General features: G+C 69.5%; 28 protein-coding genes and 1 pseudogene. 18 read left to right on the top strand and 11 right to left on the bottom strand.

Features of this window, described 5'->3' with window-relative positions; all coding sequences use genetic code 11:
• The first annotated feature begins 143 nt into the window (after positions 1–143).
• The 3 genes from ACFQPD_RS03985 to ACFQPD_RS03975 are packed head-to-tail and all read left to right on the top strand — an operon-like array spanning position 144 to position 2,607.
• Complete coding sequence (locus ACFQPD_RS03985; RefSeq protein WP_385898669.1) at positions 144–1,637, top strand: FAD-dependent oxidoreductase; 1,494 nt, start codon at positions 144–146, stop codon at positions 1,635–1,637.
• A gap of 13 nt (positions 1,638–1,650) precedes the next feature.
• Positions 1,651–1,968 carry a TusE/DsrC/DsvC family sulfur relay protein gene (locus ACFQPD_RS03980; protein WP_068751415.1) on the top strand — a complete coding sequence of 106 codons (318 nt, stop codon included), beginning with the start codon at positions 1,651–1,653 and terminating at the stop codon, positions 1,966–1,968.
• A 12-nt stretch (positions 1,969–1,980) separates the two neighbouring features.
• Complete coding sequence (locus tag ACFQPD_RS03975; protein ID WP_083196582.1) at positions 1,981–2,607, top strand: DsrE/DsrF/DrsH-like family protein; 627 nt, start codon at positions 1,981–1,983, stop codon at positions 2,605–2,607.
• On the opposite strand, the gene ACFQPD_RS03970 is transcribed toward ACFQPD_RS03975, so the two are convergent.
• The 3 genes from ACFQPD_RS03970 to ACFQPD_RS03960 all read right to left on the bottom strand — a co-directional run bounded on the left by ACFQPD_RS03970 (position 2,608) and on the right by ACFQPD_RS03960 (position 4,748).
• Positions 2,608–4,089 carry an ATP-binding protein gene (locus ACFQPD_RS03970; RefSeq protein ID WP_385898665.1) on the bottom strand — a complete coding sequence of 494 codons (1,482 nt, stop codon included), beginning with the start codon at positions 4,087–4,089 and terminating at the stop codon, positions 2,608–2,610.
• Positions 4,090–4,155: 66 nt separating this feature from the next.
• Positions 4,156–4,299, bottom strand: a complete 144-nt coding sequence (locus tag ACFQPD_RS03965) for a GPGG-motif small membrane protein (RefSeq protein WP_176715198.1) — start codon at positions 4,297–4,299, stop codon at positions 4,156–4,158.
• A gap of 44 nt (positions 4,300–4,343) precedes the next feature.
• Positions 4,344–4,748 carry a CsbD family protein gene (locus ACFQPD_RS03960; RefSeq protein ID WP_385898663.1) on the bottom strand — a complete coding sequence of 135 codons (405 nt, stop codon included), beginning with the start codon at positions 4,746–4,748 and terminating at the stop codon, positions 4,344–4,346.
• A gap of 138 nt (positions 4,749–4,886) precedes the next feature.
• Here ACFQPD_RS03960 and ACFQPD_RS03955 point away from each other — a divergent pair, with 138 nt between their 5' ends.
• The gene (locus ACFQPD_RS03955) at positions 4,887–5,387 is read left to right on the top strand and encodes a DUF6328 family protein (RefSeq protein WP_385898661.1); all 501 of its coding nucleotides are present in this window, start codon (positions 4,887–4,889) and stop codon (positions 5,385–5,387) included.
• 4 nt (positions 5,388–5,391) lie between these two features.
• Here the strand turns inward: ACFQPD_RS03955 and ACFQPD_RS03950 are convergent, their stop codons facing one another.
• On the bottom strand, positions 5,392–6,075 hold the full coding sequence (locus ACFQPD_RS03950) for a sigma-70 family RNA polymerase sigma factor (protein WP_385898659.1): 684 nt from the start codon (positions 6,073–6,075) through the stop codon (positions 5,392–5,394).
• 158 nt (positions 6,076–6,233) lie between these two features.
• Here ACFQPD_RS03950 and ACFQPD_RS03945 point away from each other — a divergent pair, with 158 nt between their 5' ends.
• Together ACFQPD_RS03945 and ACFQPD_RS03940 are read left to right on the top strand one after the other, a co-directional pair.
• Positions 6,234–7,133: a TIGR01777 family oxidoreductase gene (locus ACFQPD_RS03945; RefSeq protein WP_385898658.1), complete on the top strand. Its 900-nt coding sequence runs from the start codon at positions 6,234–6,236 to the stop codon at positions 7,131–7,133.
• 2 nt (positions 7,134–7,135) lie between these two features.
• Positions 7,136–7,663 carry a DUF488 family protein gene (locus tag ACFQPD_RS03940; protein WP_385898656.1) on the top strand — a complete coding sequence of 176 codons (528 nt, stop codon included), beginning with the start codon at positions 7,136–7,138 and terminating at the stop codon, positions 7,661–7,663.
• Here the strand turns inward: ACFQPD_RS03940 and ACFQPD_RS03935 are convergent.
• Positions 7,638–9,125, bottom strand: a complete 1,488-nt coding sequence (locus ACFQPD_RS03935; RefSeq protein WP_385898653.1) for a CHAD domain-containing protein — start codon at positions 9,123–9,125, stop codon at positions 7,638–7,640. The genes ACFQPD_RS03940 and ACFQPD_RS03935 overlap by 26 nt on opposite strands.
• A gap of 69 nt (positions 9,126–9,194) precedes the next feature.
• Between ACFQPD_RS03935 and ACFQPD_RS03930 the strand changes: the two genes are divergently transcribed.
• From ACFQPD_RS03930 to ACFQPD_RS03915, 4 genes are read left to right on the top strand one after another with little or no spacing between them, the layout of a single operon-like run.
• Positions 9,195–10,004 (top strand): ABC transporter ATP-binding protein, encoded by an 810-nt coding sequence (locus ACFQPD_RS03930; RefSeq protein WP_068751407.1) that lies wholly within the window; start codon positions 9,195–9,197, stop codon positions 10,002–10,004.
• On the top strand, positions 10,001–10,666 hold the full coding sequence (locus ACFQPD_RS03925) for an ABC transporter permease (protein WP_385898650.1): 666 nt from the start codon (positions 10,001–10,003) through the stop codon (positions 10,664–10,666). The genes ACFQPD_RS03930 and ACFQPD_RS03925 overlap by 4 nt, the downstream gene beginning before the upstream one ends.
• The gene (locus tag ACFQPD_RS03920; protein WP_385898647.1) at positions 10,663–11,373 is read left to right on the top strand and encodes an ABC transporter permease; all 711 of its coding nucleotides are present in this window, start codon (positions 10,663–10,665) and stop codon (positions 11,371–11,373) included. Before ACFQPD_RS03925 ends, ACFQPD_RS03920 begins: the two co-directional genes overlap by 4 nt.
• Positions 11,370–12,302, top strand: coding sequence for an ABC transporter substrate-binding protein (locus tag ACFQPD_RS03915; protein WP_385898645.1), 933 nt, complete (start codon positions 11,370–11,372; stop codon positions 12,300–12,302). Before ACFQPD_RS03920 ends, ACFQPD_RS03915 begins: the two co-directional genes overlap by 4 nt.
• 3 nt (positions 12,303–12,305) lie before the next feature.
• Here the strand turns inward: ACFQPD_RS03915 and ACFQPD_RS03910 are convergent, their stop codons facing one another.
• Positions 12,306–12,977, bottom strand: a complete 672-nt coding sequence (locus tag ACFQPD_RS03910) for a TrkA family potassium uptake protein (protein ID WP_353081317.1) — start codon at positions 12,975–12,977, stop codon at positions 12,306–12,308.
• Positions 12,970–14,310 (bottom strand): TrkH family potassium uptake protein, encoded by a 1,341-nt coding sequence (locus ACFQPD_RS03905; protein WP_385898642.1) that lies wholly within the window; start codon positions 14,308–14,310, stop codon positions 12,970–12,972. The genes ACFQPD_RS03910 and ACFQPD_RS03905 overlap by 8 nt, the downstream gene beginning before the upstream one ends.
• Before the next feature lie 108 nt (positions 14,311–14,418).
• Between ACFQPD_RS03905 and ACFQPD_RS03900 the strand changes: the two genes are divergently transcribed.
• Positions 14,419–14,622: a cold-shock protein gene (locus ACFQPD_RS03900; RefSeq protein WP_068751402.1), complete on the top strand. Its 204-nt coding sequence runs from the start codon at positions 14,419–14,421 to the stop codon at positions 14,620–14,622.
• An 86-nt stretch (positions 14,623–14,708) separates the two neighbouring features.
• Here the strand turns inward: ACFQPD_RS03900 and ACFQPD_RS03895 are convergent.
• Positions 14,709–15,029, bottom strand: a pseudogene (locus ACFQPD_RS03895) (multicopper oxidase domain-containing protein); the annotation flags it as partial.
• 105 nt (positions 15,030–15,134) lie between these two features.
• Positions 15,135–15,644, bottom strand: a complete 510-nt coding sequence (locus tag ACFQPD_RS03890) for a hypothetical protein (RefSeq protein WP_385898640.1) — start codon at positions 15,642–15,644, stop codon at positions 15,135–15,137.
• A gap of 215 nt (positions 15,645–15,859) precedes the next feature.
• On the opposite strand from ACFQPD_RS03890, the gene ACFQPD_RS03885 reads away from it, so the two are divergent.
• Together ACFQPD_RS03885 and ACFQPD_RS03880 are read left to right on the top strand one after the other, a co-directional pair.
• Positions 15,860–16,423 carry a ferritin-like domain-containing protein gene (locus tag ACFQPD_RS03885; RefSeq protein ID WP_385898637.1) on the top strand — a complete coding sequence of 188 codons (564 nt, stop codon included), beginning with the start codon at positions 15,860–15,862 and terminating at the stop codon, positions 16,421–16,423.
• Positions 16,424–16,494: 71 nt separating this feature from the next.
• Complete coding sequence (locus ACFQPD_RS03880; protein ID WP_385898635.1) at positions 16,495–16,887, top strand: hypothetical protein; 393 nt, start codon at positions 16,495–16,497, stop codon at positions 16,885–16,887.
• 90 nt (positions 16,888–16,977) lie between these two features.
• Here the strand turns inward: ACFQPD_RS03880 and ACFQPD_RS03875 are convergent, their stop codons facing one another.
• Positions 16,978–17,148, bottom strand: coding sequence for a CsbD family protein (locus ACFQPD_RS03875; protein ID WP_068751398.1), 171 nt, complete (start codon positions 17,146–17,148; stop codon positions 16,978–16,980).
• 171 nt (positions 17,149–17,319) lie between these two features.
• Between ACFQPD_RS03875 and ACFQPD_RS03870 the strand changes: the two genes are divergently transcribed.
• From ACFQPD_RS03870 to ACFQPD_RS03850, 5 genes are all read left to right on the top strand, one after another.
• Complete coding sequence (locus ACFQPD_RS03870; RefSeq protein WP_385898632.1) at positions 17,320–18,111, top strand: amino acid ABC transporter ATP-binding protein; 792 nt, start codon at positions 17,320–17,322, stop codon at positions 18,109–18,111.
• 68 nt (positions 18,112–18,179) lie between these two features.
• Positions 18,180–19,043 (top strand): glutamate ABC transporter substrate-binding protein, encoded by an 864-nt coding sequence (locus ACFQPD_RS03865; protein WP_385898630.1) that lies wholly within the window; start codon positions 18,180–18,182, stop codon positions 19,041–19,043.
• Between the two features lie 56 nt (positions 19,044–19,099).
• A complete protein-coding gene (locus tag ACFQPD_RS03860; protein WP_385898627.1) occupies positions 19,100–19,747 on the top strand; it encodes an amino acid ABC transporter permease in 648 nt (215 codons plus the stop codon).
• Positions 19,744–20,676 (top strand): amino acid ABC transporter permease, encoded by a 933-nt coding sequence (locus ACFQPD_RS03855; protein WP_385898625.1) that lies wholly within the window; start codon positions 19,744–19,746, stop codon positions 20,674–20,676. The genes ACFQPD_RS03860 and ACFQPD_RS03855 overlap by 4 nt, the downstream gene beginning before the upstream one ends.
• Positions 20,677–20,746: 70 nt before the next feature.
• Positions 20,747–20,998, top strand: a complete 252-nt coding sequence (locus ACFQPD_RS03850) for a DUF305 domain-containing protein (protein ID WP_385898623.1) — start codon at positions 20,747–20,749, stop codon at positions 20,996–20,998.
• Positions 20,999–21,008: 10 nt separating this feature from the next.
• Here ACFQPD_RS03850 and ACFQPD_RS03845 read toward each other — a convergent pair whose 3' ends face one another.
• Positions 21,009–22,460, bottom strand: coding sequence for a threonine/serine exporter ThrE family protein (locus tag ACFQPD_RS03845; protein WP_385898621.1), 1,452 nt, complete (start codon positions 22,458–22,460; stop codon positions 21,009–21,011).
• Between the last annotated feature and the right edge of the window lie 100 nt (positions 22,461–22,560).

Raw genomic sequence — 22,560 nt, 5'->3', positions numbered from 1 at the left:
CTTCCTCCGGGCGTCGTCGCTCCTTGTCGACCAGCATAACCGCCCCGTCTCCGACGCGTCGTAGGAGTTATGGGGGGTATCCCCTGACCCCATACCCATATGGGTATACGATCCTTCCACCGACTGATACATGAGGAGCCTCAATGAGGAGACTGGTCATCCTGGGCGGCGGCACGGCCGGCACCATGGTCGCCAACAAGCTGCGAGCGGCCTATCCGCCCGACGAGCTGCACATCACCGTCGTCGACCGCGACGACGACCACCACTACCAGCCGGGCTATCTGTTCCTCCCGGTGGGCATCTACTCAGAGGACAAGATCGTCCGCTCGCGGCACCACTTCATCCCCGACGGTGTGGAGTTGGTGCTAGCGGAGATCGACCGCGTCGATGCGGCCACGAAGGCGGTCCACCTGGGCGACGGGCGCTCATTGGAGTACGACACGCTGGTGATCGCCACCGGCGTGGAGCCCCGGCCGGACCTGACACCGGGCGCGGACCACCCGGACGTGCACCACTTCTACGACCTGCCGCACTCGCTGGCGTTGGCGAATGCCATGAAGGAGTTCTCGGGCGGGCGCCTCGTCGTCCACCTCACGGACATGCCCATCAAGTGCCCCGTCGCGCCGCTGGAGTTCACGTTCCTCGCCGACGCGCACTTCCGCGAGCGCAAGAGCCGCAAGAAGGTCGAGATCGTCTACGTGACCCCGCTGGACGGCGCCTTCACCAAGCCGATCGCCTCGCGCGAACTGGGCCAGATGTTCACCGAGCGCGACATCCGTCTCGAGCCGGACTTCGCCGTCGAACGCGTCGACACCGAGGCGAAGGAGCTGGTGTCCTACGACGACCGGCGCGTGCCCTACGACCTGCTCGTGTCCATCCCCCTCAACGTCGGGCCCGAGTACGTGGCCCGCTCCGGGCTGGGCGACGACATAAATCTGGTGCCCTGCGACCAGCACACCATGCGCTCGCTGGAACACCCCGACATCTTCGTCCTCGGCGACGGCGGGACCCTCCAGACCTCGAAGGCCGGATCGGTGGCCCACTTCTCCGTCGACGTGTTCATGGAGAACTGGCCCTACTACATCGCGGGGCGCGAGCTGCCCCACAAGTTCGACGGTCACGCCAACTGCTTCATCGAGACCGGGCACGGCAAGGGCATGCTGCTGGACTTCAACTACGGCACTCAGCCCTACACGGGCGGCTTCCCCTTCCCCGGCGTCGGACCGATGACCCTGCTCGGCGAATCCCGCTCGAACCACCTCGCCAAACTCGCGTTCCGCTTCGTCTACTGGGAGTTCCTGCTGCGCGGACGGCCGCTGCCGTTCACCACGGACATGCACCTGCTGGGCAAGAAGATCGAGGGCGAGGCCAGCGGCACCGCGAACAAGGATCTGGTCCTCGGCCTGCTCAAGCGCCACCCCGCTCCCCCGACGACGACGGCGAAGGCGGCCAAGCCGTCGGCTCGCAAACCCGCCGCCCGCAAGCCGTCCTCCCCGCAGCGCGCGGGCGGCCCGAAGACCCCGGCCGCCAGTCGCCAGAGCGCGGGTCCCGTACCCGACTACGTTCCGATCGTCGCCGTCGACTCGACGGCCGACCCGTCCACCATCCTGCCCGACCCCATCATCCCCAAGTTCTAAGGAGATCCCGATCGTGCCCACCACCCGCATCGGCGGCCGAGCCATCGACGTCAACGACGAAGGCTTCCTCACCGAGTACTCGCAATGGGACGAGAATCTCGCTCCCATCCTCGCCGGCTACGCAGGCGTCGAGGACCTGACCGACGAGCACTGGAAGGTGCTGCGGTTCCTCCGCGCCGACTACCCGGCCCGCAAGGAGACCGCGACGCTGCGCAGGGTCGCCAGCGTCGGCGGCTTCGACATGAAGGAGCTCTTCCGGCTGTTTCCCGGGAAACCCGCCAAGAAGATGGCCTACATCGCAGGGCTGCCCAAGCCCAAGGGCTGCGTCTAGGAAGGACCAGACATGACAGACACCGTTGACACCCCCATCATCCCCGACTTCGGCGACAGTCGACCGGCCGCCTCGCGTCCGGCGGCAGAGCCCTCCTCCGCGGCCCGGACCTCGGCCAAGCCGGCCGACTTCACCGCTCCCTCCCGGGAGGACTCAGGTCCCCGGAAGATCTGCTTCGTCGCGTCGAAGGGCAACCTCGACACGGCCTACCCGGCGCTCATCATGGCCAACGCCGCCCTCGGTGAAGGGGTGGAGACCCACATCTTCTTCACCTTCTGGGGCTTCGACCTCATCACCGAACGCACGATGGACAGCATCAAGTTCACGATGCTCGGCAACACGGCTATGCATCTGCCCATGGCTCCGTCCATGCCCCTGTGGGCAGGTATGGGGGCCATCCCCGGCATGACCAAGCTCACGACGACGATGATGAAGAAGCAGTTCGACGAGCTCGAGATTCCGGGCGTGCGCGAGATGCTGGACATCATCGTGGCGTCCGGTGGCCATCTCTGGGGCTGCCAGCTCAGCTACGACATGAACGGTCTGAGCCGCTCGGACCTGTACGAGGGCGTGGAGGACATCATCAGCGCCAGCGACTTCATCGAACTGAGTGAGGGCGGTCAGATCGTCTTCACGTGATCAGGCCTGATCGGGATCCAACCCGGTCTCGATGACCCGCTGCGCGATGTCGCGCATCTTGATGTTGCGATGCTGAGAGGCGTCGCGCAGCAGGTCGAAGGCCTGGCTGGCCGTGATCCGGTGGCGTTCGACGAGGATCCCGATCGCCTGGCCGACCACGCGGTGGCCCTCCAGGGCACGCTGCAGGTGCGCCTGGCGTTCCTCGAACGCCTCCGCCGTCGTGATGCGGTCCATCGCCCGGCCGAGATGGGTCGCGAGCCTGGCCCGCAGCTCCGCCAGGGAGAACGGCTTGGCGAGGTAGTCGTCGGCGCCGCCGGTCAACCCTTCGGCGACGTCACTCCAGCTGGCCTGGGCCGAGACGAGCACCACCGGGACATCGCTGAAGCGGGGATCCGCGCGCATGGCGGCGACGAGCTCGTGCCCGTCGAGCCGCGGCAGCACGGCGTCGGCCAGCACGATGTCCACCCGTCCCGTGTCGAGGCATTCCAACGCGGCCGCGCCGTCGACCGCCACGGTGACGTCGTAGCTGTCGGCGAGGACCGACGACAGGTAGTCGGCGATGTCGGGGTTGTCCTCCACGACGAGCAGCGCTGCCCGCCCGTGGCCCGTGGGCGGGCGGCGCGTGTCGGGGGCGATGCCCCGCCAGGACGCCATCTCGGCCACGAACGAGGCGGCCCCGCGGGGCGTGATGCTCGCGTGGGTGCCCGTGGGGTCGCCGACGGTGTAGGGCAGGGTCACGGTGAAGGTGCTCCCGACATCTGGGGTGGACTCGAGCGTCACCTGTCCGCCGAGGATCGTGGCCAGATCACGGACCATCGGGAGTCCGATGCCCACGCCGCCCGGGCTGCGCGCCCCCATCGGCGTGGCCACCCGTTCGAACCGGCGGAAGACCCGCTCCCGATCCGCCGCCGCGATACCGACGCCGGTGTCGGTGACCGAGATGGAGAGCGACTCGCCCAGGTCGCGCAGCGCTATCGAGATGGTGCCCCGGGGGGTGTACTTGATGGCGTTGGCGAGCAGGTTGGACACGATCCGCTCGACCATGTCGTGGTCAAGGTGGGCCGCTCGGGGCAGGTCCTCGATGTCCGTGACCAGGCTCAGGCCCGCCCGCTCCATGGTCGGGACGAAGAACTCGACCAGCGTGCGTAGCATCGCCGCCACGTCCAGGTCGACCGGGGCGGGTTCCAGAGCGCCGGCCTCGATCCGGCCGAAGTCGAGCATGGCGTCCACCATGCGGGTCAGGCGCGCTGCGCCGCGCTGCACGAGTGCGAGGTGCCTGCGGACCTCAGGAGGGAGGTCCGGATGCGCGAGAGCGTCCTCGAGCGGCGCGGTGATCAGTGTGAGCGGTGTGCGGAGCTCGTGGCTGACATGCGCCAGGAACGACGACCGGGCCGCGTCGTCGTCGGCGGGTGCCCCGCTCGTTGCGGACGCACCGGCGCCTCCCCGGGGGTCCCGGAGAGGCGCCTGTATGTCGTGGCCCATGCCTCGCCTCCAGGTGTCTACGCTGCACAGTCAAGCACACCCGGGGCCGAGACCGCCCGCTGAGCGTCAGGTGAAGATGCTGACGCCGCCGGGGCCGACAAGCAGGCCGAGGATGATGAGGACGATGCCCCAGACGAGCTGGCTGCGCACGATCGCGAGGATGCCGGCGATCACGAGGACGGCGGCGATGATCCAGAGGATGGTTCCCATGATGTTTCTCCTTCAGTAGGTAGGTGGGAAGTCGGTGGTGGAGGTCAGATCTGGTCGCGGCGGATCGCGTTGGGATCCGTCAGCGGCTCGCGCTGCCCCATGTCGTCACGAAGCGCGTCGCGCAGGTTGCCGTCGGTCGGGTCGGTGGCGCGGTCACGGCGCCGCGGGTCCTGGCCCATGTCGTCGCGGAGCTCGTCGCGGAGGTTGCTGTCCTGGCCACCCAGGTAGGGTGCGTCGTCTCCGACGGGGCGGTCGTACACGTCGTCGGTGATCCGCTCGGCGCGTGCCGGGTCGAGTTCGTGGTCAGCCACGTGACCGGCGTCGTCGGCCGTGTGCTGCGCCCGGCCCTCGGCCTCGAGGCGCTCGTTGTCGGTGAGGTCGCCCCACATCTCCTTGGCGCGTCCCGACACCTCGTCGGCGGCCTTGCGCATCTGATCGTCGATCCCCATGGTGTTCCTCCTTGGTTCTTCGATTCGTGTCACCGTGGCGGGGTGGCCGCGGCGTCTATCCCCCCACTACCCCGCAATCGGACCGGTGAAACATGCACACAGTCGACAATGGGAGTGAAACTGAGGGAAGCTGGGCGAATGAACGACGCCGATCGCGACGAGACGCCCGGCGAGCGGCTCGATCGCCAGTTCAGCGAGTTGGTGCAGGAACTGCGGGTGACGCAGACCGGCATCCAGCTCCTGGGCGGATTCCTGCTGATCCTGCCGTTCCAGGAGCGGTTCGCGGAGGTGGGCGACGGGCTGCGTCTGGTCTACCTCGGTGCGGTCGCCACGGCGACCCTGGCGACGTTCTTCATCCTCGCCCCCGTCTCGCTGCATCGCTCCCTGTTCCGGACGCACCGCAAGGACGCGGTCGTCCGGGTCGGTGACACCCTGGCCCGGATGGGACTCGGCTTGCTGGCGATCGCGACCACGCTGGTCGCGGCGCTGGTCTTCGGTGTGGTGCTGGGTATCGGTGCAGCGTGGGTCGCGGCGGCTGTCGCGGGGATCACGTGTGTCGCCCTGTGGTGGGCCCTGCCGACATGGATCGCGGGGCGCCGGCCGGCAGGTATTCCCTACCGGACCGACGCCCCGGAGTGACCGCTCAGGCCGCCATCGGCTCCATCTCGGCGCGAAGGCCGGCCAGCACCCGGCTGAGGATCCGGGACACCTGCATCTGGCTCACGCCGACCCGCCGGCCGATCTCCGCCTGCGGAAGATCCTCGACGAAGCGCAGGGTGAGGACGCGCCGCTCGACGGCGCTCAGGGTCTTCATCGCCCGGTGCAGCGTGATGAGGTCAGGGATCAGTTCGAGGTCGTGGTCCTCGGTCGACAGCTCGAACGGCGTCGTGCCGTCCTCGCGCGTGGCGGCGACATCGAGCGAGACGGGGCGGAAGGCGCTGGTGGCCTCATCGCCCGGTGACTCCTGGAGACGGCGCGGGGGCCGGACCATCCAGCTTGCGCGGAAGTGGCGCTTCAGTTCGCCGGTGATGGTCGGCACGGCGAAGGCGACGAAGGGCGCCCCGCCCGTACGGAACCTCTGGACGGCACAGACGAGACCCATGCGAGCGACCTGCTCGAGGTCGTCGAGGTCGATGCCACGGCCGGCGTAACGCCGGGCCAGGGCCTCGCTGAGGGGGAGATTGGTGACGACGATCTCGTCGATCACCTGCTGGCGTTCTGCCTCCGACGTGGTCCCCGCGAGTCGCTCGAACAACTCCTCCGTGCGCGCTTCACGATCGGCGCGGGTGAGGGTGGGGGTGTCGGTGAAGGCACGTGCGATGGTCATCTCAAACATCCTTGAGTGATCGGAGCCGGCACGTGGTTTGAACCGCTCGTGGCTCCACCTTCGCACGCCTCTCGACGATGTGCAAGTGATTCGCGAGAAAAAGTTCGTGAGATGAACATCCGGTGCCAAGCCGGTCGACGGCATGGCAGGGTGGCCACATGAGGACACGCACGGTGGTGATCGCGGGGGCGTCGGGGCTGATCGGCGGGGCTCTGATGAGGTCCCTGGCGAGCGACGGGATCCGGGTCCGGCGCCTGGTCAGGCGCCCCGCAACGGGCGACGACGAGATCGCGTGGGACCCCGGGCGCCGGCCGCTGGATCCGGCGTCGCTGGCCGGGGCGGAGGCCGTCGTCGTCCTGAACGGCGCGAGCATCGGGCGCCTCCCGTGGACCCGCGCCTACCGTCGCGTCCTCTGGGAGTCGCGCCTGGTGCCGACACGCACCGTCGCGGCGGCCGTCAGGGCCCTGGGCAGTGAGGCGCCGCGCCTGCTCGCCGGATCGGCCGTGGGGTACTACGGCTCCCGTCCCGGGCAGACCCTGACGGAGTCGTCACCCCCGGGGGACACCTTCTTGGCGCGCCTGTGCGTCGCGTGGGAGGCGGAAGCGGCCGCGGCCGGCTCGGCGGCCCGGGTCACTCTCCTGCGAACAGCCCCCGTCGTCCACCCGGAGGCCGTGCTGAAGCCGATGATCCTGCTCACTCGGCTAGGGCTAGGCGGGCCCATCGGCACCGGCCGGCAGCTCTGGCCCTGGATCTCGCTCGACGACGAAGTGGGCGCCATCCGCCACGTCATCCACGCCGGGCTCACCGGCCCCGTCAACCTCACGGGACCGACGCCCGCCACGGCCGGAGACCTGGGCCGCGAGCTCGCCCGAGAACTGCGCCGGCCGTACCTGGTCCCCGCCCCGGAGTTCGCCCTCCGGGCCATCCTGGGGCGCGACGCCGCTGAGTCGCTCCTGACGGCGGACGCCGACGTGCGCCCGGCCGCGCTCGAGGCCTCGGGGTACAGCTTCCGTCACCGGACGGTGCACGAGGCCGTCCGGGCCGCGCTCGGGGAGTGACCATGCTGTATACGCTCGGGCACTCGGACCGGAGTATCGACGACTTCCTCGCGGTGCTGGACTCAGCGGGGGTGACCGCGGTGGTGGACGTCCGCAAGTTCCCGGGTTCCCGCCGCCACCCCCACTTCGACGCGGATCGCCTCGCAGAGTCCCTGGCCGCCCACGGGATCGGATTCCGCCGCGCGGAGGAACTCGGCGGGCGCCGGCCCGTCTCCCGCGAGGTGCCGGACGACGTCAACGGCCTCTGGCGCAACCGGAGCTTCCACAACTACGCGGATCACGCGCTCGGCCCCGCGTTTCAGGAGGGCCTGACTCGGCTCGTGGCCGAGTCGGACGGGGAGGACGTCGCGGTCATGTGTTCGGAGGCGGTGTGGTGGCGCTGCCACCGGCGCATCATCGCCGACCACGCCCTGGCTCGTGGCCACGCCGTCGCACACCTGATGGGCCCCGGCAGGATCGTCCCCGCGACGCTGACGCCTGGCGCGATCACGGCCGGGGGCGTGGTCACCTACCCGGCCGGAAGTCCCTGAGCGCGCGGACTGCTCCACGCAGGAGGTGCTCGGCCTCGGCGAGGTCGGCGGCTGCCCGGGCTGCCAGGTGCGCATCGACGTCGGCGATCACGTCAGCGTCGGACGTCTCGGAGGCGAAGGCGGGGAGGGCCGCTCGCACCACGGCCACGTCCTGAACCTCCCCCAACGAGCCGGCGATCGCCTTCCACGTCTCGTGGGCCGCCCGGTCCGCGGCGGTGGCGTCGGGATGATGGGCGATGGCTTCGAGCGCGTATCGGGCCGCCTTGGCGGCCTTGCGGACCTCGTGCCACGCGCCGATCGACGGGGCGCGCAGGGCCCGCGCGTAGCGGCGGGCCGCCCGCCCCAGGGGCACCGCGGCCAGGCGGCGCAGGGCATCGAGGCCGGCTGTCTCGTCGACATGGCCCGGGCGGGCGAGGATCAGCGCCGTGATCCGGGCGTGCAGCGCGTCCCAGCGCCGGGTGGCCAGGGCCGTGGCGCAGTCCCCGCGAGCTTCCTCCGTCCGGGCGGCCAACGCCTGCTCCCACAGCGCCGACGCCCGATCCCTGCTCTCCTCGGGCAGCTGCCCCAGCACTCCGGCGAGCAGCTCCCCCATGACCTCAAGGTCTCGTGCGGCGCTGAGCCGCAGTCCCGCCCAGCGCAGCTCCGCACGCAGTGCGCGCACGTCGTCGGCGGACCCGAGCAGGCGCCCGTAGGCCCCGAGGAGGCTGCGGAGTCGTCGGAGCGCCACCCTGGCGTCGTGGACCGATTCCGGTTCGTCCCGCAGCACCGCGGGTTCCAGGTGTTGCAGCCGTCCGAGTTCGCGACACACCGCGGCCCGGGCGGTGCCCACAGCCGAGCGGTCGGCATCGGCCGGGCGCACTGCGCCGAGGACACGGCCGGCCTTCGAGGAGTGACGGGCGGGCGTCAATCCCTGCCGGCGGAGCTCCGCGTCGAGGAGGTCAAGGGTGGCGGCGGGTTCGTCCGACGCCAACTCCAGCTCCGCCTCGATCCAGTGCGAGCGCCCTCCGGGCGGCAGCAGCAGGGTCGCGCGGACCTCGTCGACGCTGATCTCGGCCCGGGCGCGGCCGGTGTCGTCGAAGAGCTCGGTCGCCGTGCGCGTCGTGCGAAGTCTGAGCAGCGGCAGGATCGGCCGCTCCCCCACCGCCTCCGCGACGACCTCGCGGAGCGCGGCCGGTACCCGCTCGCAGGCCGCTCCCGGCATCCGGTGCTCGACGCGATGGCCCCCGTCGGCCGGGGTCTTGAGGTGCCAGCCGTCGTCGTCGCCGCCGCGGCGCCGGCGCAGCGTGATGCCACGGCGGAAGAGGTCGAGCTCGGGTGTGTCGAGGTAGTCGGCGCTGAGCCGGAGACGTCTCGTCGGCGAGACGGATCCGAGCTCCGAGAGGCGCAGCCGGGCCCGCGGCGGCAGCTCGTACTTGCGCTCCCGCTCAAGCGCCACCTCGATCGATCGGCCCGCGTCAGCCATGATCCGTCCAGCCTATCTCTCGCGGCGAACTCGCACTCGGCTGCCTGTGTCGCCGCATAAGCTGACGGGGTGATCGAGTTCGAGCACGTCGCCAAGCACTATCCGGACGGGACCGTCGCGGTGCGCGACTTCTCGCTCACCGTCCCCTCGCACCGCTGCGTGGTCCTGCTCGGGTCCTCCGGCAGCGGCAAGACCACCCTGCTGCGGATGGTCAACCGGATGGTGGATCCGACCGGCGGCCGGGTCCTCATCGACGACGCCGATGTCCGGGACAGCGATCCCGTGGCGCTGCGCCGCTCGATCGGCTACGTGCTGCAGAGCGGCGGGCTGCTCCCCCACCGGACGGTGGCCGACAACGTGGCGACGGTCCCCCTGCTCACCGGGGCCACCCGGCGGGCAGCCCGTAGCCGAGCGCTGGAGTTGCTCGGGCGTGTCGGTCTGGACGAATCACTGGCCCAGCGCTATCCGGCGCAGTTGTCGGGGGGTCAGCAGCAGCGGGTCGGGGTGGCCCGGGCGTTGGCCGCCGACCCGAACATTCTGCTCATGGATGAACCCTTCGGCGCCGTCGACCCGCTGGTGCGGCGCGAGCTCCAGGACGAACTCCTGCGGCTCCAGTCGGACCTCGGCAAGACCATCCTCTTCGTCACCCACGATGTCGACGAGGCCTTCCGCCTCGGCGATGAGGTGATCGTGCTCCGCCCGCAGGCGGAGATCGCCCAGCGAGGCACCTCCGTCGAGATCCTGGCGCAGCCGGCCGACGACTTCGTGCGGGGCTTCATCGGCGCGGACCGTGGCCGCCGGAGCCTGCGGCTGGCCACCTCCGGGGGGCGGCAGGTGGCTGTGGACCTGGAGGGGCACGCGGTGGGGATCCTCGAGTGACCTGGCTGACCGGCAACTGGCCCCAGGTCCTCGAACTGCTCGTGGGGCACCTCGTCCTGACCGTGCCGGCGGTCGGCTTGAGCGTGCTGCTGGCGCTGCCGTTGGGTCGGCTGGCGTGGCGGCTGCCGCGCGTCGGCGGACCGCTGCTCGCCGCTGCGACCCTCCTCTACGCCGTGCCTGCCCTGCCGCTGCTCATCGTGATCCCGGTCCTGATCGGCACCCCGTTGCGGTCGTCCGCCACCATGATCGCGGCGCTCACCGTGTACGGGGTGGCGCTGCTGGTGCGCAGCGTCGTCGACGGCTTCGGGGCTGTGGATCGCGGCGTCCGCGACGCCGCCGTCGCTGTCGGGCACTCCCCCACGGGCATGCTGTGGCGGGTCGACCTCCCGCTGGCCCTGCCGGTGATCCTCGCGGGGGTGCGGGTCGTCACGGTCTCCACGGTGGGACTGGTGACCATCGGGGCCCTGATCGGAGTGCCCAGCCTCGGCAGCCTCCTCACCGACGGATTCCAGCGCGGCATCGTCGCCGAGGTCGTCACCGGGGTCGTCGTCACCGTCGCGCTCGCCCTGATCCTCGACGCGGCCCTCGTGTTCGCTGGCACGGCACTGACGCCGTGGGCGGCCCGGCGCGCCCGCGGCCCGGTGGTGGTGGTGTCGCGATGAGCCTCCTCAGCGAAGCGTGGGCCTGGCTCGCCGTCGAGGGGCGATGGTCCGGGCCGGCGGGCATCCCGGCCAGGACGGCGCAGCACCTGGCCGTGACGGGGGCGGCGGTGCTGCTGGGTGCGGTCGTCGCCGTGCCGGCGGGGATCCTCGTCGGGCACGCCCGCCGCGGCGCGGGCTGGGTGGCCGCTCTCATGGGCGGTGCGCGGGCCGTCCCCTCGTTGGGGCTGCTGACGCTCTTCGGGCTCTGGCTCGGCATCGGCGTGGAGGCACCGCTGCTGACCCTGGCGGTGCTCGCGGTGCCGTCCCTGCTGGCCGGCGTGTACTCGGGATTCCTCGCCATCGATGAGGCCATCCCGCAGGCGGCCCGCGCCGTGGGGCTCAGCCCGGGCCAGGTCGTCGTCCTGGTCGAGCTCCCCCTTGCCCTGCCCGTCATCGTCGGCGGCTTGCGCGCCGCGACGCTGCAGGTCGTCGCCACCGCCACGCTCGCCGCCTACACTTCCGACTACGGACTCGGCCGGTATCTCTTCGCCGGCCTCAAGACCAGGGACTACGCACAGATGCTCGCCGGGTCGCTGATCGTGATCGCGCTCGCCCTGGCGCTGGAGCTGCTCCTCGCCGCACTCCAGCGGGCCGCCCGCCGGGTGGCCGACCCCGCCCACACCTCCGACCCCTCAGGACGCAGACCCTCCCGGAAGGACCAGCCATGAACCATCCTCACCTGCTCATCCCCCTCGCCCTCAGCGCGGCGCTAGGCCTCGCCGCCTGCGGGGGCGGCGACCCGCTCGCCTCGCCGTCGGCGACCGATGCTCCCGCGTCCTCGGCCCCGGCCGCCTCGGCCGACCCCATCGTCATCGGCTCGCAGGACTACTACTCCAACGAGATCGTGGCCGAGATCTACGCGCAGGCGCTCGAGGCTGAGGGCTACGAGGTCGAACGCCAGTTCCGCATCGGTCAGCGCGAGGCCTACCTCCCCGAGATCGAGGCAGGCAGCATCGACCTCTTTCCCGAGTACAGCGGACCGCTGCTGCAGTACTGGCAGGGCGAGACCGACGCGCGCCTGACCGACGACGTCTACACGGAGCTCCAGGAGGCCGTTCCCGACGGCCTGCGCGTCCTCGCGCAGTCCGATGCCACGGACCAGGACTCTTACGTGGTCACGCGCGAGTTCGCCGACAAGTGGGGTCTGGAGAAGGTCTCGGACCTCGAGAAGGTCACCACTCCCCTGACCCTCGGCGCGAACTCCGAGGCGGAGACGCGCCCCAACGGCCCGCGCGGCCTCATGGACAAGTACGGCATCGAGGTCGGCTTCACCCCCATCGAGGACGGCGGAGGCCCGCTCACGGTCAAGGCGCTCCAGGACGGGGACATCCAGCTGGCGATCATCTACACGGCCGACCCGTCGATCGCCGCCAACGACCTGGTGTCACTCGAGGACGACGGCGGCCTCTTCCTGGCCTCCCACCTGGTCCCCGTGGCCAGCGAGGACGTCGACGACAATGCCGCCGCGATCATCGACGCGGTGAGCGAGGCCATGGCCCCGGAGGAGCTGGTGGAGCTCAACGCCCGCAGCGTCGAGGAGCAGGCCCCGGCGGCCGACATCGCCCGCGACTGGCTGGAGCAGGAGGACATGGCCTGACGCTCAGCGCAGCCGGCAGAACGCATCCACGTGGTTGACCCGGCCCGACACGATCAATTCGTCGCCGGGCTCGATCACCGTCTCGGGCACGGCGTAGATGAAGTCCTGGCGGGGTCGCTTCACGCCGACCACCGTGATCTGGTTGTGGGTGCGCACCATGGACTCGCGCAGCGTCTTGTGCCAGGTCAGTTTCGGCGCCCGGGTTCGGGCGATGGCGAACCCGTCCTCGAACTCGAAGTAGTCGATCATGAAGCCGGACACGGCGTGGGCGACGCGTCGCCCCGTCGAGGCCTCCGAGTAGACGACGTGGTGGGCCCCGATGCGTTCGAGGATCGCGCCGTGCTCGCGCGTCGCCGCGCGGGCCCAGATCTCCCGCACGCCCAGCTCCGAGAGGGCGAGGACCGTCATGATGGACAGCTCCACCTTGCTGAGGCCCACCACCGCCTTCGGGATCTGCTCGATGCCGATCTGCTCCAAGGCCTCACGGTCGGAGGGGTCCATCTGGATGACGTGCGGAAACTCGTCTGAGTATCGGGTGGCGAGCGCCGCGTCATCCGTGACCGCGACGAAGGGCACCCCCATGTCGAGGAGGGCCCGGCACGTCGCCGACCCGAACAACCCCAGCCCGACGACCAGGACGGTCTCGTCCGTGTTGCGTTGATCTGCTCTACCCAACAATGGGATGCTCCTCCGGTAGGACGTAGTGGCGGTGGCGGACGCGGATGGCGAGCGCCGTGGCGACCGAGACGGTGCCGACGCGGCCGAGGTACATCAGCAGCATGAGGACCATGAGCGACTCGGGTCGAAGATGCGGCGTGATGCCGGTCGACAGACCCACGGTGCCGAACGCCGAGATGGTCTCGAACAGCACCTGCTGGAGCGTGAAGCGGTCGTCGACGACGATGAAGAACGTGGCGAGGATGACGGTGAACACGCCGAGCGCGACGACGGCCAACGCGGACCGCTGCACCGTGGACGGGACCGCGCGGCGACCGACGATGACCTGGTTCTCGCCGCGCAGTTCGGCCAGGACGGTCGCGAGGATGATGCCGACGGTGCCGACCTTGACTCCACCGGCCGTGCCGACGGAGCCACCGCCGATGAACATGAGCACGTAGTAGAGGCCGAGCGTCGACTCGTTCGCGACGCCGTAGTCGATGTGGTTGAAGCCGGCGGTGCGCGGGAACACGGCCCCGGCGACGGTGGCCAGGAGCCGGTCGGCGAGGCTCAGCTGGCCGAGGGTGTCGGGGTTGTTCCATTCGGCCAGCGCGAACACGACCGCGCCGATGGCGAGCAACGAGCCCGTGCCGATCAACGTGAGCCGGGTGTGCGAGGACCACAGCGGCGTCTGGCGCGGGCGACGGATCCGGCGGCCGATCTCGATCAGCACCGGGAAGCCGAGGCCGCCGACGACGACTGCGAGGCAGATCGGCAGGATGACCGCGGGATCGCCGACGAAGCTCATCAGGTTGTCGCTGAACAAGGCGAAGCCGGCGTTGTTGAACGCTGACACCGAGTGGAACACCCCCCACCACACGGCTGTGCCCCAGCTGTCGTTGTGTTGCCGGAAGGCGAGTGACAGTGCCAGCGCGATGACCGCCTCGGCGCTCAACATCACCGCCGCGATCATTTTCGGCACGCGCAACACGCCGCCGACACCCGTACGCAGTTCCTGGCCTGCGACCAAGGACCCCTGCAGCGACAGCCGGCCCGTCGCCACCAGGGTCAGCAGACTGGCGAGGGCGACGATGCCGAACCCGCCCACTTGGATGAGCAGCATGATGATGAACTGCCCGAACGGGCTCCAGAAGGTCGCGGTATCGACCGTAGTCAATCCGGTAATGCAGATGGCAGACACCGCGGTGAAGCTCGCGTGGAGGAGGGGCGCTCCCCTGCCGTCCGCGGTGGCCGGTGGGAGCATCAGCAAGGCCGTGCCGACGGCCACTCCGAGGAGGTAGACGGCGGGGACGACCCGGGTCGGATGGCCCAGCCACCGTGTGAGGCGCATGGTCCAGATCGTAGTTCCTCGGCGCAGAGTGCCGCATCTGCGCCATTCATGGCATAGGATTACCGATAGCGGCCACACCCTGTGGTCCAGGTACGAAGGAATAACGGCATGGCCACTGGCACCGTGAAATGGTTCAACTCCGACAAGGGCTACGGCTTCATCGCTCCCGATGACGGCTCGGCGGACGTGTTCGCGCACTTCAGCGCGATTCAGGGGACGGGACACCGGAACCTCGAGGAGAACCAGAAGGTGGAATACGAGACTGAGCGTGGGCCCAAGGGCCTGCAGGCGGCGAACATTCGCCCCCTCTGAGGACGGCTCGCGGGCGGTGACGCCCCAGCCCTGAACATCGCGGCCCCCGTCGGATCATCCGGCGGGGGCCGCGTCATGCCCGCGGCTCAGTCGGCCGGGCGGATCACGAAGGGCAGCATCATCTCGTTGTCCTCATGCTCGAGGATGTGGCAGTGCCAGACGAATCGCCCGGGCACCTCGAATCGAGCCTTGAGCCGCGTGACTTCACCCGGATACGCGATGACCGTCTCCTTCCGGCCCGTCTCCCACCGCTCGGGCGGTCGCGGGTAGGACCCTGGCGTCAGACTCACCGTCGGCGTCATCCCTTCCGTGACGGTGATCGGCTGCCGGTCGACCACCTCGAACGTCACCTCGTGGAGATGGACGGGATGGGCGTCCATGGTCGCGTTGTAGAGCTCCCAGATCTCGGTCGTGCCGGCCGGTCACGGCCTCCTGGGCGGGGTCGCCGTCGACGACCCCGAGCATCGCCGCCACCGGCACCCCGAGCGTGGAGGCCATCATCTCGAGCAGCGTCAACCGCCTGATCGCGGGGTCGTGCTCGACTCGCGGAACGGGCGGGAGCACCAGAGGATGAGGAACCTCGACTGGCAGCCGTTGAGCACCCGGAGCCGGTATCGACGCTGCTCGACCGTGTGGAACGGCCAGGCGCGCCCGTTGACGATCATGACGTTGCCGAAGAACTCCGGATTCCAGATCGGAGGCACGTGCTCGTCGTCCGGGATGAAGCCGCTGGCCGTGTCGTCGAAGAATGCTCGAGCGTCGGGGTAGAACAGCGAGCCGTCGCCGTTGAACGATCTGTCCTGGATCGCGAGCGGGATCTCCAGGTAGGTCGCGTCCGGGTCGTCACCGAGGTGGGGCGCGGGCCCCGGCAGCTCGGCCGCTTCGCCGGATCCGGCGACGGTGATGCCCTCGTGGGGCGTGTCTCGCAGGAGATAGAAGCCGGCCGGGCCCGCGTACACGTTGAGTCGGGTCACGCCGAGTTGCTCCCCCACGCCGACGGCGCCGTGCAGGTGAGTGACCATCGGCACCGGTCCCCAGTAGCGGGTGTAGCTGCCCGCCGGCGGACCTCCCCCTCGATGCTGTCTCTGGCTCCAGCCTCGCATCCGCGAGCGCTTCTGGGAAGGGTTCAGCGCCTCGGGCCGGCGGGCGTGGGCAGCCGGCCCGGCGTGCCCGGCGGAAGTGTTTGACTCCGCTGACATCGGGTAACTGCATAAATAGTGTGGCAAGGCAAGGACGCGTGAGCCCGGCCGACGCCGGCCCCAGGGTGGACGACGGCGGACGGGCACACCGAGAGAAAGGCACGGCAATGGCCGACAAGAACCTCGATGGGCTGTTCTACGCGACGATGCGAGATATGTACTACGCAGAGCGGCACATCCTGAAGACACTGCCCAAGCTGCAGGACGCGGCGGCGTCAGACGAACTCAAAGCAGCGTTCGAGCACCACCTGGCGGAGACGCAAGGGCAGATCAGCCGGCTTGAGCAGGTCTTCGCCCTGATCGACCGCAAGCCGACGAGCAAGCGCTGCGACGCCATCGACGGCATCCTCAAGGAGGGCGACGAGCACCTGGAGGAGTATCAGGGCAGCCCGGCCGCGGACGCGGCCCTCATCGCATCGGCCCAGGCGGTCGAGCATTACGAGATCACCCGCTACGGCACCCTGCGGCGCTGGGCCAAGATGTTGGGCCTGCCCGATGGCTACGACCTGCTGACCCAATCCCTCGAGGAGGAGTCTCGGACCGATGAGCTCCTGACCAAGATCGCGGAGACCGAGGCCAACGCCAAGGCCGCGCAGGGTTGACCTGATCGGAACCGTCTGGATCGTCGATGACGATCCAGACGGTTTCTGCTGTCTCTGGGCGATACTGGAGCATGCGCAACCGCGTGCGCCACGACCGTTTCGAGGAACTGTTCGACGACGAGCTGCGTCGGCAGCTGACCCGCACGTCCGCCGCGCACTCGGATCTGCGCGGTGCCCTGGCTGAGGCGCTCCTGCGCGTCCGCAATCGCGCCGCCCCGCTGCGTCACGCGGAGGCCTTCGGGTCCGAGGGCGCCGTGCGGCTGCGCTTCGCGGACGGCACGACCGTCCTGGTCCGGGGTGACGGCAAGGGGGGCCTGGGTCTGGCCGCCGTCGCGGCGGTGCGCGGTGAGGCAGTATTGCTCAGCCGGCTGCAGGTCGACGCTGCCGGCATCGATGGCGTCGTGTCGTGGGGCCGGCGCCACCACGCCCACTTCCACGTGCTCGGAGCGGATCAACCGGACTGACCTCGCCGCGACGCCACGGACAGCGGTGACCCAAGTGCGGACATGCCAAGGCCGCCCCCGGGAATCCGGGGGCGGCCTTGGGGTAGGGGCCTACTTGAAGACGTCCTTGACCTTCTCGCCGGCCTGCTTGATGTCGGCGGAGGTCTGTTCGGCCTGGCCCTCGGCTTCGAGGCGCTCGTTGTCGGTGGCCTTGCCCACGCCTTCCTTGACCTTGCCAGAGGCCTCTTCAGCAGCGTTGCGGACCTTATCGTCGAATCCCATGACTCCTCCTTGGGTTGAGTTGGTTCGGACAACTCCCTCATACCCATCTGGGGCCGCGCCCAAACATCAGCCCCCCTTTGTCGTCTCACCGGAGGTTGCCTTCTTGTAACAGGTTGGTAAACAGGTCGTCCAGCCATGCCGGTGCCGTCATCATGCTCGTAGGGTGCACCCATGGACACACCCGAGACGTCCTCACGCCGCACGACGGGCCCCGCCGTGGAGTCTGGCCGCCCGTTGGTGGTGGTCGATCACGTCCACAAGCATTTCGGCCAGCTGCATGTCCTGCGCGACATCACCACTGTCGTGCACCGCGGGGAGGTGGTCGTGGTCATCGGCCCGTCGGGGTCCGGCAAGTCGACGCTGTGCCGCGCCATCAACCGACTCGAGACCATCGACTCGGGCACGATCACGATCGACGGAAGCCCTCTGCCCGAGGAGGGCAAGGACCTGGCGCGGCTCAGAGCCGACGTGGGCATGGTCTTCCAGTCGTTCAACCTCTTCGCGCACAAGACGGTGCTGGAAAACGTCACGCTCGGACCCATCCGGGTGCGCGGGATGGCCAAGCACGACGCGGAGGACAAGGCCATGCGGTTGCTCGAGCGCGTCGGGGTGGCCGACCAGGCCGGCAAGATGCCCAGCCAGCTCTCCGGTGGGCAACAGCAGCGGGTCGCCATCGCACGCTCGCTCGCGATGGACCCGAAGCTTATCCTGTTGGACGAGCCCACCAGTGCGCTCGATCCCGAGATGATCAACGAAGTGCTCGATGTGATGGTCGGACTGGCGGCGGAGGGCATGACCATGGTCGTCGTCACCCACGAGATGGGGTTCGCCCGCAAGGCCGCCGACCGGGTTCTGTTCATGGCGGACGGCGCCATCGTCGAGGAGGCCACGCCCGAGGAGTTCTTCACCAACCCCCGCAGCGACCGGGCGAAGGACTTCCTGTCGAAGATCCTCCACCACTGACCCCGCCGATGGCGGACCTTGACGGCCGTCCACCCCGGACGACCGCCCACGAGGAAAGGAATGCAGGCATGCAACGAACGAGGAAAACGGTGCTGGCGTTGGCCGCAGCGGGCGCATTCGCGTTGTCCGGGTGCGCCGGCACCACGACGAGTGAGAGCAGCCCCCCGGTCGGCGACGAGGTGACCTTCGACGAGGGCACCACCATGGCCGAGTTGAGCGAGGCCGGCACCATCACGATCGGCACCAAGTTCGACCAGCCGTTGTTCGGGCTCATGGGCCCGTCCGGCGTGCCGGAGGGCTTCGATGTCGAGATCGGCAAGCTCATCGCGTCGAACCTCGGCATCGCCGAGGAGGACATCAAGTGGGTCGAGACGGTGTCCGCGAACCGGGAACCGTTCATCGAGAACGGTCAGGTCGACATCGTGGTGGCGACCTACACCATCAACGACAAGCGCAAGGAGGTCGTCTCCTTCGCGGGCCCCTACTACATGGCCGGCCAGTCCATCCTCGTCCTCGCCGATAACGAGGACATCACGAGCGAGGCCGACCTCGTCGGACAGCCCGTCTGCTCGGTGACCGGCTCGACGCCTGCCGCCAAGCTCGAGGAGATCGGCGCCGAGCCGCTGCTCACCGACACCTACTCCAACTGTCTGGAGCCGCTGCGCAACGGCACGGTCGTCGCGGTTTCGACCGACAACGTGATCCTCGCGGGACTCGCGGCCCAGAACGAGGGGGAATTCAAGGTGGTCGGCGAGCCGTTCACCTCTGAGCCCTACGGGATCGGGCTGGCCCTGGACGACACGGACTTCCGCATGTGGATCAACGACGTGCTGGAGAAGAGCTACGCGGACGGCACCTACGAAGAGGCATGGAACTCGACGGCGGGCACCGTCCTGCCCTTCGTGGAGCCGCCCACGCCGGATCGCTACTGACCCGTCGTGGGGGGGGCGGNCCCCCCCCCCCACGCCCCCACACGGAAGGAGAACCCATGACGCAGCTCTGGTCGCTCATGCCCGAGTTCTGGGAGGGACTGCGAATGACGGTGCTGCTGTTGGCCGTATCCGGCGGGCTCTCCCTCGTCCTCGGCACGGTCATCACCGCGTTGCGGATCTCCCCTGTCCCGGTCCTGCGATGGTTCGCGGCGATCTGGACGGAGGTCGCGCGCAACACGCCGCTCACCCTCGTGTTCTTCTTCACCGCCTTCGTGCTGCCCATGCTGGGAGTCCGGGCCCCGTTCCTCCTGCTGGCGCTGGTCGCGCTCACCTACTACACCTCGCCGTTCGTCGCGGAGGCGTTGCGTTCCGGGATCAACGGCGTGCCCGTCGGCCAGGCCGAGGCCGCTCGGAGCATCGGCCTCGGCTTCGGCCAGACCGTGACGCTGGTCGTGCTGCCGCAGGCGTTCCGCATGACGATCCCACCGCTCATCAACGTGTACATCGCCCTCACCAAGAACACCTCGGTCGCGGGCGGGTTCTTCGTCGTCGAGCTGTTCGCGACGACCCGGCAACTCGTCAACGACAACGGCAACATCGTCCTCCCCCTCCTCCTGGTCGCGGCGGCTCTGTACTTGGTGGTTACCGTGCCGCTGGGCTTCGCCGCCGTCCAGCTCGAGAAGCGTTGGGTGGTGTCGCGATGAGCGCCACCAGCGTCCTGTTCGACGCACCGGGCCCCCGAGCCCGCCGCGCCTCCCTCATCGGTTCAGTGGTCTCGCTCGCGGCGATCGCGGCCGGGGCGGCCTGGATCATCTGGATCCTCGCGGCGCCGCGGGTCTCGGGCGGCATCACCCTTCCGGGAATGTTCGACGCATCCCGGTGGGACATCCTCACCGACCCGCAGGTGTGGGGCTTCATCGGCACCGGAGTCGCGGCCACGCTCCAGGCCGCGGCCGTCGCGGCCGCCGGTGCCGTCGCTCTCGGCGTCGTGTTGTCCCTCCTGCGCAGCTCCCGGCTGCCGTGGGTCCGCATACCGACCGCCATCCTGCTCGAGTTCTTCCGCGGTATGCCGGTCCTGCTAATGATGCTCTTCATCCTGCTGGTGGCCTCCACCGGCGCATTCTGGGCGGTGGTCCTCGCGCTCATCGTGTACAACGGCACCCTGATCGGGGAGGCGCTGCGCGCAGGACTGGCCGCCCTCCCTCGGGGGCAGCGCGAGGCGGCGCTCAGCCTGGGCATGCGCGAGTTCCAGTCGAAGCTGCTGGTCGAGTTCCCCCAGGCGTTCCGACAGATGCTGCCGATCATCGTGGCGCAGCTCGTGGTCCTGCTCAAGGACACCTCGCTCGGCTACATCGTCGGCTACAACGAGATCATCCGCAGCAACATGAACAACCTCGCCAGCTTCTTCGGCAACCGCTACCTGTTCACTCTCTTCGTCGTGACCCTGGTCATCTACCTCACCATCAACCTGCTGCTGTCATGGCTCGCGCGATGGCTGTCCTGGCGCACCGCGAGCGGCAGCGGCACCGTCGCGGCGGGCACGGATCCAGGCACCGCTGATCCGACCTCCGCGATCCGGCTCGTCCAGGCCGCATCGACAGCCCACCAACCGGGCACCGGCACCCATCTCTGACAGGGTCCGACATCACGACAGGCCACTGGAGGCCGCCCGTCGCGGTTTTGTGGGGCGCTGAAGAACACGTTTGCTCAACGTCATCCTGCTGGTCGGCTTCATCGCCGTCTTCCTCGCGGCGTTCTTCATGGGCCGCAGCGAGGTCGGCGTCGGCGACGAAGGGTTCCTCACCTCGATGATCCCGCACCACTCGCGCGCCATCCTGGTGTGCCAGGAGGCCACCATCACCGACCCGGAGATCGAGCAGCTCTGCACGGAGATCGTGGAAGCGCAGGAGAAGGAGATCGCGCAGATGAAGGAGATCCTCAAGCGCTATCAGTGACCTCGTCGCGTCAGGTGCGCGCCTGCTGACCTCGGCGCAGGGACGCGCGCAGCGCAAGCCGGGCCAACTGCTCCGTCGGCTGCGCGAGGTGCCGCCCGAGGGTCGAGCCGACGGAGCTGCCCACCGCCAGCATGACACCCGTCACCGCGGCCAAGAGGAACATCTCGCCCGCGGTGTCGCCCGGCTCCACGGCCGGCATGCCCACGACGAGATGGAACAGGCCTCGGTACAGGATGAGTCCGGGCATCAGGGGCACGATGCCGACGGTCACGATGGCGATGGCAGGCAGACGCATCCAGCGCCCGACGGGGTGGGCGAACACCGCCACGACGGCGGCTGCTCCACCGGCCGCCACGGCGTAGTCGCCGCCGACCAGCGGAAGCAGCAGCAGGTACATGGTCCAGCCCAGCGCTCCGCCCAGGCCTGCGATGAGGGCGCCACGGGGCCCGAACCGCCCGAACAGACCGACGGCCGTGGCGAAGACGGCAGCCGCCACCACCTGCACCGTCGGGTGATGCGGCGGGATCGACTCGGGCACCAGATAGGCGGGCACCCCGATCCGGACACCCAGCCAGAGCACCGCCACGACGCCCAGGATCAGCCCTCCGGTGCGCATCACCAGGTCCACGATGCGCGCGGCCGCGGTGATGTAGTAGCCGTCCAGGGCGTCCTGGGCCGCCCCGACGACGCCCAGCCCCGCCAGCATCGTGACCATGCCGGCTGCCACGACGAGCGATGGCGACAGCGCCCACAGGTCGGTGACGCCGTGCGACCGCAGGTACATCAGGACAATGGCCACGGTCATCGGAATCGCCCCGGCCGCGACCTGGGCGTAGAAGTAGGACGCGTTGGTGCGCCCAAGCCACGCGGTCACCTCGTGCACCAGCAGGGTGGCCAGGCCCGCGACGGCGATCTCCAGCGGTACGCCGCCGAGGAGTGCGGTGATGCTCGCACCCTGGGCGAAGGCCACCACGGACGTCACCCATCGTCGATACACGATGCCGCGCGAGCGCCACCGGACCAGGTCCTCGGTGGCCTCCTCGACCGACTGCTCGCCGCGGGCGACGGCGTCGACGACCGACTCGAGGTGCGCGAGGCGGGCGTAGTCGCGGTCGAGGGCCGGCACGGTGCGGAAGAGGTTCAGCGGGACTCCCCCGCCGTCGGACTCGGTGCACGCCACGGTGATCGCCGTGTAGGTGACGTCGACCTGGAACCGGACCCCGTGGGCGAGTCCGAGCCGCAGGATCATCTCGGTGGCCTGAGACGCCGACGCCCCGGAGACCAGGGCGATGGCCCCGACCCGCGTGGCGAGCGACACGAGGGGCAGCCGGTCGGGGGCGGCCGTCGACTCGGCCTCGGGCTCGCCGGGCTGGGTCCGTTGGCGCAGCAGGCGGGCGAGCCACGTCCTGCGTGGCGGGTGCGCGGATTCCGTCGTGGAGGTCGGGAGCGGAGTCGCGCTCATCGTGCCGCCTTTCGATCGGGACGGTGGACGACCTGGCGTGTCCTTCGGCGTCATCGGATCTGCGACTCACGGTGTGGTGCCCGCTGCGATCTACGATGTG

Origin of the sequence: Tessaracoccus sp. O5.2, from assembly GCF_964266725.1 — a bacterium.
Lineage (GTDB): Bacteria > Actinomycetota > Actinomycetes > Propionibacteriales > Propionibacteriaceae > Arachnia > Arachnia lapidicapta.
The sequence above is the reverse complement of the archived record's forward strand: the minus strand, read 5'-3'. Positions and strand labels throughout refer to the sequence as shown.

Excerpts from the sequence above, each read along its gene's own strand:
- ACFQPD_RS03880 (WP_385898635.1), top strand. The coding sequence starts at position 16,495 with ATGCGCAACCGCGTGCGCCACGACCGTTTCGAGGAACTGTTCGACGAC.
- ACFQPD_RS03865 (WP_385898630.1), top strand. The coding sequence starts at position 18,180 with ATGCAACGAACGAGGAAAACGGTGCTGGCGTTGGCCGCAGCGGGCGCA.
- ACFQPD_RS03855 (WP_385898625.1), top strand. The coding sequence starts at position 19,744 with ATGAGCGCCACCAGCGTCCTGTTCGACGCACCGGGCCCCCGAGCCCGC.
- ACFQPD_RS03870 (WP_385898632.1), top strand. The coding sequence starts at position 17,320 with ATGGACACACCCGAGACGTCCTCACGCCGCACGACGGGCCCCGCCGTG.
- ACFQPD_RS03900 (WP_068751402.1), top strand. The coding sequence starts at position 14,419 with ATGGCCACTGGCACCGTGAAATGGTTCAACTCCGACAAGGGCTACGGC.
- ACFQPD_RS03950 (WP_385898659.1), bottom strand. The coding sequence starts at position 6,075 with ATGACCATCGCACGTGCCTTCACCGACACCCCCACCCTCACCCGCGCC.
- ACFQPD_RS03935 (WP_385898653.1), bottom strand. The coding sequence starts at position 9,125 with ATGGCTGACGCGGGCCGATCGATCGAGGTGGCGCTTGAGCGGGAGCGC.
- ACFQPD_RS03945 (WP_385898658.1), top strand. The coding sequence starts at position 6,234 with ATGAGGACACGCACGGTGGTGATCGCGGGGGCGTCGGGGCTGATCGGC.
- ACFQPD_RS03845 (WP_385898621.1), bottom strand. The coding sequence starts at position 22,460 with ATGAGCGCGACTCCGCTCCCGACCTCCACGACGGAATCCGCGCACCCG.
- ACFQPD_RS03860 (WP_385898627.1), top strand. The coding sequence starts at position 19,100 with ATGACGCAGCTCTGGTCGCTCATGCCCGAGTTCTGGGAGGGACTGCGA.
- ACFQPD_RS03890 (WP_385898640.1), bottom strand. The coding sequence starts at position 15,644 with ATGGTCACTCACCTGCACGGCGCCGTCGGCGTGGGGGAGCAACTCGGC.
- ACFQPD_RS03915 (WP_385898645.1), top strand. The coding sequence starts at position 11,370 with ATGAACCATCCTCACCTGCTCATCCCCCTCGCCCTCAGCGCGGCGCTA.
- ACFQPD_RS03970 (WP_385898665.1), bottom strand. The coding sequence starts at position 4,089 with ATGGGCCACGACATACAGGCGCCTCTCCGGGACCCCCGGGGAGGCGCC.
- ACFQPD_RS03965 (WP_176715198.1), bottom strand. The coding sequence starts at position 4,299 with ATGGGAACCATCCTCTGGATCATCGCCGCCGTCCTCGTGATCGCCGGC.
- ACFQPD_RS03975 (WP_083196582.1), top strand. The coding sequence starts at position 1,981 with ATGACAGACACCGTTGACACCCCCATCATCCCCGACTTCGGCGACAGT.
- ACFQPD_RS03940 (WP_385898656.1), top strand. The coding sequence starts at position 7,136 with ATGCTGTATACGCTCGGGCACTCGGACCGGAGTATCGACGACTTCCTC.
- ACFQPD_RS03985 (WP_385898669.1), top strand. The coding sequence starts at position 144 with ATGAGGAGACTGGTCATCCTGGGCGGCGGCACGGCCGGCACCATGGTC.
- ACFQPD_RS03960 (WP_385898663.1), bottom strand. The coding sequence starts at position 4,748 with ATGGGGATCGACGATCAGATGCGCAAGGCCGCCGACGAGGTGTCGGGA.
- ACFQPD_RS03955 (WP_385898661.1), top strand. The coding sequence starts at position 4,887 with ATGAACGACGCCGATCGCGACGAGACGCCCGGCGAGCGGCTCGATCGC.
- ACFQPD_RS03905 (WP_385898642.1), bottom strand. The coding sequence starts at position 14,310 with ATGCGCCTCACACGGTGGCTGGGCCATCCGACCCGGGTCGTCCCCGCC.
- ACFQPD_RS03920 (WP_385898647.1), top strand. The coding sequence starts at position 10,663 with ATGAGCCTCCTCAGCGAAGCGTGGGCCTGGCTCGCCGTCGAGGGGCGA.
- ACFQPD_RS03875 (WP_068751398.1), bottom strand. The coding sequence starts at position 17,148 with ATGGGATTCGACGATAAGGTCCGCAACGCTGCTGAAGAGGCCTCTGGC.